General features: G+C 73.3%; 12 protein-coding genes and 1 riboswitch. All 12 genes read left to right on the top strand.

The window, feature by feature from the left end; all coding sequences use genetic code 11:
• Positions 1-8: 8 nt before the first annotated feature.
• The gene (gene pyrF, locus AC1DV7_RS05725) at positions 9-881 is read left to right on the top strand and encodes an orotidine-5'-phosphate decarboxylase (protein WP_477595503.1); all 873 of its coding nucleotides are present in this window, start codon (positions 9-11) and stop codon (positions 879-881) included.
• Between the two features lie 114 nt (positions 882-995).
• The gene (gene mihF / locus AC1DV7_RS05720) at positions 996-1,313 is read left to right on the top strand and encodes an integration host factor, actinobacterial type (RefSeq protein ID WP_477595457.1); all 318 of its coding nucleotides are present in this window, start codon (positions 996-998) and stop codon (positions 1,311-1,313) included.
• A complete protein-coding gene (gene gmk, locus AC1DV7_RS05715) occupies positions 1,310-1,909 on the top strand; it encodes a guanylate kinase (protein ID WP_477595456.1) in 600 nt (199 codons plus the stop codon). Before mihF ends, gmk begins: the two co-directional genes overlap by 4 nt.
• 81 nt (positions 1,910-1,990) lie before the next feature.
• Entirely contained in the window at positions 1,991-2,254 is a 264-nt protein-coding gene (gene rpoZ / locus AC1DV7_RS05710) for a DNA-directed RNA polymerase subunit omega (RefSeq protein ID WP_477595454.1), read from the top strand.
• Positions 2,255-2,296: 42 nt separating this feature from the next.
• The gene (locus tag AC1DV7_RS05705) at positions 2,297-3,610 is read left to right on the top strand and encodes a bifunctional phosphopantothenoylcysteine decarboxylase/phosphopantothenate synthase (RefSeq protein WP_477595452.1); all 1,314 of its coding nucleotides are present in this window, start codon (positions 2,297-2,299) and stop codon (positions 3,608-3,610) included.
• A 46-nt stretch (positions 3,611-3,656) separates the two neighbouring features.
• Positions 3,657-4,877 carry a methionine adenosyltransferase gene (gene metK / locus AC1DV7_RS05700; protein ID WP_477595450.1) on the top strand — a complete coding sequence of 407 codons (1,221 nt, stop codon included), beginning with the start codon at positions 3,657-3,659 and terminating at the stop codon, positions 4,875-4,877.
• Between the two features lie 37 nt (positions 4,878-4,914).
• On the top strand, positions 4,915-6,978 hold the full coding sequence (locus tag AC1DV7_RS05695; protein ID WP_477595448.1) for a primosomal protein N': 2,064 nt from the start codon (positions 4,915-4,917) through the stop codon (positions 6,976-6,978).
• Positions 6,979-7,036: 58 nt separating this feature from the next.
• A complete protein-coding gene (gene def, locus AC1DV7_RS05690; RefSeq protein WP_477595446.1) occupies positions 7,037-7,582 on the top strand; it encodes a peptide deformylase in 546 nt (181 codons plus the stop codon).
• A complete protein-coding gene (fmt, locus tag AC1DV7_RS05685; protein ID WP_477595444.1) occupies positions 7,582-8,520 on the top strand; it encodes a methionyl-tRNA formyltransferase in 939 nt (312 codons plus the stop codon). The genes def and fmt overlap by 1 nt, the downstream gene beginning before the upstream one ends.
• Positions 8,513-10,030 (top strand): RsmB/NOP family class I SAM-dependent RNA methyltransferase, encoded by a 1,518-nt coding sequence (locus tag AC1DV7_RS05680; RefSeq protein ID WP_477595442.1) that lies wholly within the window; start codon positions 8,513-8,515, stop codon positions 10,028-10,030. Before fmt ends, AC1DV7_RS05680 begins: the two co-directional genes overlap by 8 nt.
• A 29-nt stretch (positions 10,031-10,059) precedes the next feature.
• Positions 10,060-10,605, top strand: coding sequence for an N-acetyltransferase family protein (locus tag AC1DV7_RS05675; protein WP_477595440.1), 546 nt, complete (start codon positions 10,060-10,062; stop codon positions 10,603-10,605).
• A gap of 20 nt (positions 10,606-10,625) precedes the next feature.
• Positions 10,626-11,282, top strand: coding sequence for a ribulose-phosphate 3-epimerase (gene rpe / locus AC1DV7_RS05670; RefSeq protein WP_477595438.1), 657 nt, complete (start codon positions 10,626-10,628; stop codon positions 11,280-11,282).
• A gap of 113 nt (positions 11,283-11,395) precedes the next feature.
• A riboswitch (FMN riboswitch) is annotated at positions 11,396-11,524 on the top strand.
• The last annotated feature ends 119 nt before the right edge of the window (positions 11,525-11,643 follow it).

Below are 11,643 nucleotides of genomic sequence, written 5' to 3'. Positions count from 1 at the left end.
CCGAGGAGATGACACAGGTGACGGGCACGACGACCTTCGGTCAGCGGTTGCAGAGCGCCATCAGGACGCACGGTCCGCTCTGCGCCGGGATCGACCCGCACCGGGCCCTGGTGGAGTCCTGGGGACTGGGCTACGACGTGGCCGGGCTCGAGGCGTTCACCGAGACCTGTGTCGAGGCCTTCGCCGGGCACGTCGGGGTCGTCAAGCCACAGTCCGCCTTCTTCGAGGTCTTCGGCTCGCGTGGCGTGGCCGTGCTCGAGCGGGCGATCACCGCGCTGCGCGAGGCCGGCACCCTGGTGATCCTCGATGCCAAGCGCGGGGACATCGGGTCGACCATGGCGGCCTACGCCGAGGCCTACCTCGGCAAGGACGCGGTCGCCCCGGCGGACGCCATCACGGCCAGCCCCTACCTCGGGTTCGAGTCCTTGCGGCCCGCCCTCGACCTGGCCGCCCAGACCGGTCGCGGCGTCTTCGTCCTGGGGCTGACCTCGAATCCCGAGGGGCGCACCGTGCAGCACGCCCGCCTGCGCGACGTGAGCGTCGCAGAGACGATGGTGCAGGGGGCAGCGGCCGAGAACGCCACCGCCCGCGAGTGCGGTGACCTCGGCAGCGTCGGGCTGGTGGTGGGTGCCACGGTGGGCTCGGCCGTCGAGGAGCTGGGGCTCGACCTCGCCGGCTGCAACGGCCCGCTCCTGGCGCCGGGCGTCGGCGCGCAGGGTGGCACGAGCGACGACCTGCGCCAGGTGTTCGGCGACGCCCTGCCCCACGTCCTGCCCGCAAGCAGCCGCGACGTGCTGTCGGCAGGACCGGACGTGTCGCGTCTGCGCGAGCGGGCGCTGAGCACGAGCGAGACCCTCGCCGCGCTGCTCGGCAGCAACTGACACCGTCCGACACGGGCACCCTCGGGGAGCCAGCCGGCGCGCTGGTTGCTAGAGTCGAAAGCTCAGCCCACAACACCGGACCTGGGACGGTCCGATTGCGCAAGGAGTAGTGCCGTGGCCCTTCCACCGTTGACCCCGGAGCAGCGAGCCGCGGCCCTCGAGAAGGCCGCCGTCGCCCGTCGTGAGCGCGCCGCTGTGAAGAACCGCCTGAAGTACGCGCAGGGATCCCTCAAGGACGTCATCAGCGACGGCAAGGCCAACGAGGTCGTCGGCAAGATGAAGGTCTCCGCCCTTCTGGAGTCGATGCCGGGCGTCGGGCGCGTCCGCGCCCGCCAGATCATGGAGGAGGTCGGCATCTCCGAGAGCCGCCGCGTCCGTGGCCTCGGCGCCAACCAGATCTCGGCTCTGCTCACCCGCTTCGACGAGGCGTGAGCGAGTCCGTTCCGGCGGCCGGCAGCCCCCGGGGCGATGACCGGCCGCACCGCCTCGTCGTGCTCGCCGGGCCGACCGCGGTCGGCAAGGGCACCGTCTCCGCCTACGTGCGCGAGCACTTCCCCGAGGTGTGGCTGAGCGTCTCGGCCACCACCAGGCACCCGCGACCGGGTGAGGTCGAGGGCGTGCACTACCACTTCGTCGACGAGGCCGAGTTCGCCCGCATGGAGCGCGACGGCGAGCTCCTGGAGTCCGCCGTCGTCCACGGGAGCAACCACTACGGCACACCCCGTGGCCCGGTCGAGTCCGCCCTGGCGGGGCACCGGATGGCCCTGCTCGAGATCGACCTGCAGGGTGCCCGCCAGGTCCGCGACACCATGCCCGAGGCGCTCTTCGTGTTCCTCTCGCCACCGAGCTGGGACGAGCTGGTGCGCCGTCTCGTCGGTCGGGGCACCGAGGACGAGCATGAGCGGACCCGCCGACTCGAGACCGCGAAGGTCGAAATGGCCGCCGAGGACGAGTTCGACGTCACCATCGTCAACGACGACGTTCGTCGTGCGGCCGAAGAACTCGTATCATTGCTGAGATCGCACTGACGCCCGCGTCAGTGACCACGGCTGCGCCTGACCCACAGCCGTACCCCGAACAGCCGTATCTCCAACAGAAGTGAGTACTCCGTGTCTGGAACCGTCGCCAACCCGATCGGCATCACCAACCCGCCGATCGACGACCTGCTGACCAAGGCCGACAGCAAGTACGCCCTGGTCATCTACTCGGCCAAGCGCGCCCGCCAGATCAACGCCTACTACAGCCAGCTCCAGGAGGGCCTGCTCGAGCACGTCGGCCCGCTGGTCGACTCCCAGGTCCACGAGAAGCCCATGTCGATCGCGCTGCGCGAGATCAACGAAGGCCTGCTCACCTCCGAGCCGATCGAGAGCTGAGGCGCAGGCGGGGCCGGCGAGGGACCACGGGGCCACAGCGCGATGGCGCGCATCGTCCTCGGCGTGAGCGGCGGCATCGCGGCCTACAAGGCCTGCTCGCTGCTGCGCCTGTTCACCGAGTCCGGTCACGACGTCACCGTCGTGCCGACCGAGTCCGCCCTGCGTTTCGTCGGCGCCCCCACGTGGGAGGCGCTGTCCGGCAAGCCGGTCCAGACCGACGTCTGGTCCGGGGTCGCGTCGGTGCCCCACGTCAGGCTGGGGCAGACCGCCGATCTCGTGGTCGTCGCCCCGGCGACCGCCGACCTGCTCGCCAAGGCCGCCCACGGCCTCGCCGGTGACCTGCTCACCAACGTCCTGCTGACCGCTCGCTGCCCCGTCGTGATGGCGCCGGCGATGCACACCGAGATGTGGGACCACCCTGCCACGCAGGCCAACGTCACCACCCTCACCGAGCGGGGGGTGCACGTCATCCCCCCGGCCTCCGGCCGGCTCACCGGCGCCGACACCGGTCCAGGTCGTCTCCCCGAGCCCGAGGACCTGTATGCCGTGTGCGCCCGGATCCTGGCGCACGCCGGGCACCCGCACGCGGCTCGTCCGGACGGCCGACCCGACACCCGCTCACCGGCTGCCGGCGACGCGGCACAGGCACGCGGCATACGCGCGGGGGAGTCACGTGCCCTCGAGGGGCGCCGTGTCGTGGTCTCCGCCGGGGGCACGAGGGAGCCGCTCGACCCGGTGCGCTACCTCGGCAACCGCAGCTCGGGCAAGCAGGGTTACGCACTGGCCGCCGTCGCGGCCGGCCGCGGCGCCGAGGTGACGCTGGTGGCCGCCAACGCGACCCTCGAGCCGCCCGCAGGCGTCACCGTCGTGGCCGTGCAGACGGCACGCGGGCTGCAGGAGGCCGTCGAGGCCGCCGCCAAGGACGCTGACGTCGTGGTGATGGCCGCTGCCGTGGCCGACTTCCGGCCCGCGCACTATGCCGACGCCAAGATCAAGAAGACGCACGACGCGGACGACCCGGACGCTGCCCCGACGATCGAGCTCGTGCGCAACCCCGACATCCTCGCCGGCCTCGTCGAGGCGCGTGGCGAGGGGGCGAGCCCGGTGATCGTCGGTTTCGCGGCCGAGACCGGGGACGAGTCGGGCACGGTGCTCGACCACGGCCGCGACAAGCTGGCCCGCAAGGGCTGTGACCTGCTCGTCGTCAACGAGGTCGGGGCCGACAAGACGTTCGGCCAGGACCACAACACCGTCCACATCCTGCGCCGGGGATCGAGCCACGTGGTCGACGCCGGACCCGCCAGCAAGCACGAGATCGCCTCCGAAGTGTGGGATGTCGTGCAGGAGATCCTCTAGCCGTCGTTACACTCGCGGTGCCTGTCCGTTTCGCGAAGGAGATTTCGTGTCCGCACGCCTGTTCACCTCCGAGTCCGTCACCGAGGGACACCCGGACAAGATCTGTGACCAGATCTCCGACTCGATCCTCGACGCGATGCTCGACCAGGATCCCGGCAGCAGGGTCGCCGTCGAGACGATGGTGACCACCGGACTCGTGCACGTCGCGGGCGAGGTCACGACCGAGGCCTACGTCGAGATCCCCAAGATCGTGCGCGACACGGTCCTCGGCATCGGCTACGACTCCTCGACCAAGGGTTTCGACGGCGCCTCCTGTGGCGTCGAGGTGTCGATCGGCCAGCAGAGCCCCGACATCGCCCAGGGCGTCGACACGGCCTACGAGAACCGCACCGGTGGTGTCGACCCCCTCGACAAGCAGGGCGCCGGCGACCAGGGCCTGATGTTCGGCTACGCGTGCGACGACACGGCCGAGCTGATGCCGCTGCCGATCTTCCTCGCGCACCGCCTGGCCGAGCAGCTCACCGCGGTCCGCAAGAACGGCAAGGTCGCCTACCTGCGTCCGGACGGCAAGACCCAGGTCACCATCGCCTACGACGGCGACAAGGCCGTCAAGCTCGACACGGTCGTGCTGTCGACGCAGCACGCCGCCGACATCTCCCTCGACGACCTGCTCACGCCGGACATCGAGGAGCACGTGATCCGCCCCGTGCTGGCGCAGCTCGCCGACGAGGGCACCGACCTCGACACGTCCTCCTACCGCTCGCTCATCAACCCCACCGGCCGGTTCGAGATCGGTGGCCCGATGGGTGACGCCGGGCTCACCGGTCGCAAGATCATCGTCGACACCTATGGCGGCATGGCCCGCCACGGCGGCGGCGCCTTCTCCGGCAAGGACCCGTCGAAGGTCGACCGGTCCGCCGCCTACGCCATGCGCTGGGTCGCCAAGAACGTCGTGGCCGCCGGGCTCGCCCGTCGCTGCGAGGTCCAGGTCGCCTACGCCATCGGCAAGGCCCAGCCCGTCGGTCTGTACGTCGAGACCTTCGGCACCGAGACCGCGCCGGTCGCCCGCATCCAGGCTGCCATCAGCACGGTCTTCGACCTCCGGCCGGCTGCGATCGTCGACGCCCTCGACCTGCTGCGCCCGATCTACAAGCCCACGGCCGCCTACGGCCACTTCGGGCGCACCGAGATCGAGGGTGTCAAGAACCCGTTCACCTGGGAGCACACCGACCGCGTCGAGGCACTCCAGAAGGCCGTCAAGGGCTGAGTCGGCACCGTCAGGGCCGTTCGCTAGGTTCGCTCCCGTGAGCGGACAGGGCACTGAGGTCGACGCGGGCGAGCAGCTCGCGCTGCCCGGCGCCGTCAAAGGTGCCCGGCGCCCTCGTCGGGCGACCGCCGAGGCCGCCGCGTCCACCGACCCGGTGGCCTCGGTCGTGGTCGACACAGGGCTGGCCCACCTCGACCGGCCGTTCGAGTACCTCGTGCCCGAGTCGCTGGCCGACGCCGCGGTGCCGGGCGCGCGGGTCAAGGTGCGCTTCGCCGGTCAGGACCTCGGCGGGTTCGTCCTCGCGCGACAGGCCGAGGCAGAGCACGACGGCCGGCTGGCGCCGCTGCGCACGGTCGTGTCGGCCGAGCCGGTGCTCACCCCGGCCCTGCGCGAGCTGGCCTCGGCCGTGGCGGCCCGCTACGCGGGGACGCTGGGCGACGTGCTGCGGCTCGCCGTCCCGCCGCGCCACGCCGCCGCCGAGAGGGCTCTTGCCCTCGAGCCGCCGGTGCCAGACCCGCTGCCCGAGGTCACCGGCCCCGGCCCGGCCTGGAGCCGCTATGCCGCCGGCCCGGCCTACCTGTCACGGTTGGCAGCGGGTGAGTCGCCGGCCGCGTCGTGGCTCGCACTGCCGACTCCTGATCCCGACCAGGACTGGCCCGCGGCCCTCGCCACGGCCGCTGCCGCGACGCTCGCCGGTGGTCGCGGGGCCGTGCTCGTCGTCCCCGACCACCGTGACGTGACGCGCGTCGACGCGGCGCTCACCGCGGCGCTCGGCCCGGGTCGCCACGTGCGGCTCACGGCGGACCAGGGCCCCCAGGCCCGCTACACCGCCTGGCTCAAGGTCCTGCGCGGCCACGTCCCGGTCGTCGTGGGCACCCGCGCCGCCGCCTTCGCGCCCGTGCGCGACCTCGGCCTCGTGGCGTGGTGGGACGACGGCGACGACCTGCACGACGAGCCCCGGGCGCCCTACCCGCACGTCCGCGAGGTCCTGCTGGAGCGCGCGCGGCTCGAGGGCGCGGCCGTGCTGTCGGGCGGGTTCACCCGCACCGTCGCCGTGCAGCGGCTCGTCGAGGCCGGCGACCTGCGCCCGATCGTGGCGGCCTCGGTGCGGGGCGTCGTGCCCCGGGTGCAGGTGGCCGGTGAGGGCAGCGAGGTCGAACGCGACCCCGCCGCGGCGTCGGCCCACCTGCCCTCACTCGCGTGGCGCGTCGCGAAGACCGCCCTGGATTCCGGCCCGGTGCTCGTCCAGGTGCCACGGCGCGGCTATGTCCCGTCGCTGTCCTGCCAGACCTGCCGCACGCCGGTCCGGTGCGCGCACTGCGCGGGTCCGGTCGCCGTCGCGGGTCGCGGGGCCGCCCCCGCCTGTCGATGGTGTGGCCGGGGCGTCGGGACGTTCGAGTGCCGCAGCTGCGGGGGGCGCGAGCTGCGTTCGTCGGTGACCGGGGCCCGGCGCACCGCCGAGGAGCTCGGACGCGCCTTCCCCGGTGTGCCGGTGCACACCTCCGGTGCCGGGGCCGTGCTGGACCGCGTGGCAGCCGCGCCGTCCCTCGTCATCGCCACCCCGGGTGCCGAGCCCGTCGCCGACGGCGGGTATGCCGCCGCGCTCCTGCTCGACGCCTGGGCCTCCCTCGACCGTCCGACGCTGGCAGCCGGCGAGGAGGCCCTGCGCCGCTGGCTCGCGGCTGCCGGGCTGACGCGAGGGGGCTCGGCGGGGGGCCAGGTCGTGCTGTGCGGTGCCCCCACCCACACGACACTCCCGGTCGTCGAGGCGCTGGTGCGGTGGGATCCGGCCTGGTACGCCGGCCGCGAGCTCGCCGACCGTGGCGACCTGTCGCTGCCCCCCACGGTCGCCATGGCGGCCCTGACCGGCGAACGCCGGGTGGTGGACGCGGCGCTGCGGCTGGCCTCCCTGCCCGGCGACACCGAGCGGATCGGGCCACTGGCGATCGGCGAGGACGTGTCGCGGACACTGCTGAGGGTCCCGCTCGGCGAGCGCGCCGAGCTCGCTGCTGCCCTCGTGGCCATGAAGGCCGTGCGCAGCGCCCGCAAGGACGGGGCGGCGCTGCAGGTGCGGGTCGACCCACCCGACCCCGCGTCCTGAGCGCCCGGCGGCCACCGGGCTGGTTCCACCCCGAGCGAGCCTGCCTAGACTGACGCGCGTGTCGATCCAGAACATCCGCCTCTTCGGCGACCCCGTGCTGCGCACTCCTGCGGAGCCTGTGGTCGACTTCGACCGCGAGCTGCGGCAGCTGGTCAAGGACCTGACCGAGACGATGATGGACGCGCCCGGGGCAGGTCTGGCCGCGCCCCAGATCGGGGTGGGGCTGCGGGTCTTCACCTACTGGATCGACGGTGAGCTCGGGCACCTGGTCAACCCCGACCTGGACCTGTCCAGCGAGCAGCAGGACGGCGAGGAGGGGTGCCTGTCGTTCCCGGGGCTGCGCTTCGACACGCCTCGGGCGCTGCGGGTCGTGGCCCGCGGGCTCAACCAGTTCGGCGAGCCCGTGACCATCGAGGGGTCGGAGCTGATGGCACGCTGCATCCAGCACGAGACGGACCACCTCGACGGGATCCTGTTCATCGACCGCATGGACCGGGAGCAGCGCAAGGCGGCCATGCGGGCCATCCGTGAGGCGGAGTGGGCAGGCGGCCAGACGCCCGCCGTCAAGGTCAGCCCGCACGACACCTTCGGCCGGGGCATGTGATGCGCCTCGTCTTCGCGGGCACCCCGCAGGTCGCGGTGCCGGCCCTCGACGCCCTCCTCGCCTCCCCCCACGAGGTCGTGGCGGTCGTCACCCGTCCAGACGCGCGGGCCGGCCGCGGTCGCTCTCTGGTCAGGTCACCGGTCCGGGAGCGCGCGGAGGAGGCCGGGATCGAGGTCCTGACGCCCGAGCGGCCCCGGGACCCGGAGTTCCTCGACCGGCTCCGCGACCTCGCGCCCGACGCGTGCCCCGTGGTGGCCTACGGCGCGCTGATCCCACAGGTCGCCCTCGACATCCCCACCCATGGCTGGGTCAACCTGCACTTCTCCCTGCTGCCGGCATGGCGGGGCGCGGCCCCGGTGCAGCACGCACTCATGGCCGGCGACGAGGTGACCGGCGCRTCGACCTTCCTCATCGAGGCCGGGCTCGACACCGGACCGGTGTTCGGCCTGATGACCGAGCGGGTCCGGCCGACCGACACCGCCGGGGACCTCCTCGGTCGCCTCGCGTCAGGCGGAGCGGGGCTCCTCGTGGCCACGATGGACGGCATCGCCGACGGGTCGCTGGTCCCGGTCCCGCAGTCGGCCGAGGGCGTCTCGCACGCCCCTAAGCTCGACGTGGCCGACGCCCAGGTGCAGTGGGACCGCCCGGCGTCTGCGGTTGACCGCCTGGTGCGTGGCTGCACGCCCGCGCCGGGCGCGTGGTCGGTGTTCCGGGGCGAGCGCGTGAAGCTGCTCCCCGTCCACCCCGACGGCGGGTACGACGGTCCCGCGCTGGCGCCCGGTGAGCTCGCCGCGGGCAAACGCACCGTGCACGTCGGCACTGCGGCGGGAGCCGTGCTGTTGTCGGACGTCCGCCCGCACGGAAAGAAGCAGATGGCTGCGGCCGACTGGGCTCGTGGTGTCCGGATCGAGGCAGGGGAGCGGTTCGACCATGAGTGACCAGGGACAGGGCGGTCGACGCAACGCCAAGGGACGCCAGCGCCCGGAACGTGTGCACGGTGGCACCCAGCGCTCGGCGCAGCGACCGAGCGAGCGCAACCGCTGGTCGGACCCGCAGCGCCTCGCTGCCTACACCGTGCTCCGCGCTGTGGCCGACGGCGCGTACGCCAACCTCGAGCTGCCCAAGGTGTTGCGCGACAAGGGGATCCACGGTCGCGACGCGGCCTTCACGACCGAGCTCGTCTACGGCGCGGTCCGCATGCACGGGCTCTACGACCCCATCATCGAGGTGGCTGCCGGGCGCCCGGTGTCGGCGATCGACGCCAACGTCCTCGACACCCTGCGCCTCGGTGCTCACCAGCTGCTCGGCATGCGCGTCCCGACCCACGCCGCGGTCGACGAGACGGTGGCCCTGGCGCGCAAGGTCAACGGCGCGGGGGCGGCAGGCTTCGTCAACGCGGTCATGCGGCGGATCAGTGAGCGCGACCCCGAGGCGTGGCTGGCCGAGGTGGTGCCCGAGGGCGGTGAACTCGTCGCGCGGCTCGCCGTCGAGGAGTCGCACCCCGAGTGGATCGTCAAGGCGCTGCGCGCCGCCCTGCTCGGCCACGGCGCGTCCACGGCGCAGACCGTCGACGCCGACCTCGTCGCGCTGGTGACGGCCGACAACGCGCCGGCCAAGGTCTCCCTCGTCGCGCGCCCGGGCCTGTCGACCGTCGACGAGCTCGTCGACGCGGGCGCCGACCCCTCGGCCCTCTCGCCCGTGGGCGCCGTCCTCCCCGGGGGCGACCCGGGCGGCATACGGGCCGTGCGCGAGGCGCGCGCCGCGGTGCAGGACGAGGGCTCCCAGCTGCTCGCCCTGGCGCTGGCTGCGGTCCCTGTCGAGGCGGACGGGCCGGAGCAGTGGCTGGACCTGTGTGCAGGCCCCGGAGGCAAGGCCGGGCTGCTCGCCGGGCTGGCCCTCGCGGCCGGCGCCGACCTCACCGCGAACGAGGTCAGCGACCACCGCACCGAGCTGGTCCGCCAGACGCTCCGCCCGGCGCGGGCCCTCGCCCGGGAGTCCGGCCGGTCGATCACCGTCCGGACCGGTGACGGCCGTACGGTCGGCGAGGACGAGACCGGCCGCTACCACCGCGTGCTCGTCGACGCGCCCTGCACCGGCCTGGGTGCGCTGCGCCGCCGTCCCGAGGCTCGCTGGCGACGCACCACCGCCGACCTGGCCGACCTCGGCAGGCTCCAGCGCGAGCTGCTGGCCTCGGCGATCGACGCCACGGCGCCCGGGGGCGTCATCGCCTACGCCACCTGCAGCCCCCACCTCGCCGAGACGCAGTTCGTCGTCGGAGACGTCACCAAGAGGCGCAGTGACGTCGAGCCCATCGACGCGCGTCAGTACCTCCGCGACGCCTCGGGTGCGCTGGTGGACGTGCCCGGCGGCGGCCCGACGGTCCAGCTCTGGCCACACCTGCACGGCACCGACGGGATGTTCCTCGCCCTGCTGCGCAAGCTCCCCTGAGTGACTCGCACCGCGGGTAGCGTCGGGGCATGACGGTCACGATCCACCCGATGGTGGCTGCCGACGCGGCCAGGCTCGGGCGGATGCACCACCAGGCGTGGGTCGACTCGTACGGCGCGTTGCTCCCGGCCGACTACTTCGAGACCCGCTGGACCGTCGCCGACGCGGTCCGGGTGTGGCAGGGCATCCTGCGCGGCGGCCCTGAGCCCGGCGTGGCGCGGCTCCTGGCTGAGGAGGCCCCAACTCCCGGGGGAGCGGTCGCGGGGGTGGTGACGCGCCCCAGCGTGGAGGGCTTCGTCGTCGCCGGCCCCAGCCGCGAGGTCGACGGCCGGCCGGCGGCGGCTCGGGGGGCCGAGCTCCGGGGTCTCTACGTGACGGCGGCCCAGCTCGGGTCGGGGCTGGGCCAGCGGCTGCTCGACGCGGCACTCCCGGACGGGCAACCCGCCGAGCTGTGGGTGTTCGAGCGCAACGTCCGGGCACGAGCCTTCTACCAGCGCAACGGCTTCCACGCCGACGGAGGGGAGTTCACCGACGAGCGGTTCCCGGAGCTGCTCGAGGTGAGGATGGTCCGCTAGGGGCCGATAGGGTGTGCGCCGTGCAGATCTCGCCGAGCATCCTGTCCGCCGACTTCGCCAACCTCGAGTCCGAGCTCCGACGCATCAGCAACGCAGACTGGGCCCACGTGGACGTCATGGACGGGCACTTCGTCCCCAACCTGACGCTCGGCCTGCCGGTCGTGGAGGCGCTCGCACGGGTCAGCCCGATCCCGCTGGACTGCCACCTGATGATCGAGGACCCGGACCGGTGGGCCCCCATGTATGCGGAGGCGGGCGCATCGTCCGTGACGTTCCACATCGAGGCGGCGGGCGACCCACGGCGCCTGGCCAGGGACCTGCGGGCGGCCGGGGCGAGGGCAGGGATGGCGATCAAGCCCGGCACCGGGTTCGCGCCCTACGAGGACCTGCTCCCCGAGCTCGACATGGTGCTCGTGATGACGGTCGAGCCCGGTTTCGGCGGTCAGTCGTTCATGGCCGACCAGATGCCCAAGGTCGCCCAGGTGCGCGAGGCGGTGCGCCGCCACGGCGGTGAGATCTGGGTCCAGGTCGACGGCGGCGTGTCCGCGAAGACCATCGAGGAGTGTGCGCAGGCCGGCGCCGACGTCTTCGTCGCCGGGTCCGCGGTCTACGGGGCCGACGACGCGGCCGGCGCGATCGAGGAGCTCCGGGCCCTGGCGGAGCAGCACCAGCACTGAGGCCGGACACGCAGCCGGCCCCGCCCACCCTGCCCGCCCAGCGAGGGGCGCCGTGAGGACCGTCACGCGGACCGGGCGGCGCCACGCGCGGCGCGCTGCGGCATACTGGCAGTGACGTGCTCCGGGGTCGGTGTAATTCCGAACCGGCGGTGACAGTCCGCGACCCGACCGCAGCCAGCGGCCGGTTGACTGGGTGGAACTCCCAGACCGACGGTGAAAGTCCGGATGGTAGGCAGCACGCGACAACGGGACCACTGGGTCCGCGGCCGACCTCCGTCGGTGGCGGGGCACGTGACCCGTCAGCAGGCTACCTGCGCGTCCTCCCGGAGCTCGACCACACGGTCTGGAGCACGAAGGCAGG

The sequence above is a fragment of the Pedococcus sp. P2_E4 genome, from assembly GCF_056403935.1.
Note: the sequence above shows the minus strand (reverse complement) of the source record. Positions and strands in the feature narration are given on the sequence as shown.

What these genes read in the sequence shown, in the direction of transcription:
- AC1DV7_RS05705 (WP_477595452.1), top strand. Translation starts at nt 2,297, where the DNA reads ATGGCGCGCATCGTCCTCGGCGTGAGCGGCGGCATCGCGGCCTACAAG.
- AC1DV7_RS05675 (WP_477595440.1), top strand. Translation starts at nt 10,060, where the DNA reads ATGACGGTCACGATCCACCCGATGGTGGCTGCCGACGCGGCCAGGCTC.
- pyrF (WP_477595503.1), top strand. Translation starts at nt 9, where the DNA reads ATGACACAGGTGACGGGCACGACGACCTTCGGTCAGCGGTTGCAGAGC.
- AC1DV7_RS05680 (WP_477595442.1), top strand. Translation starts at nt 8,513, where the DNA reads ATGAGTGACCAGGGACAGGGCGGTCGACGCAACGCCAAGGGACGCCAG.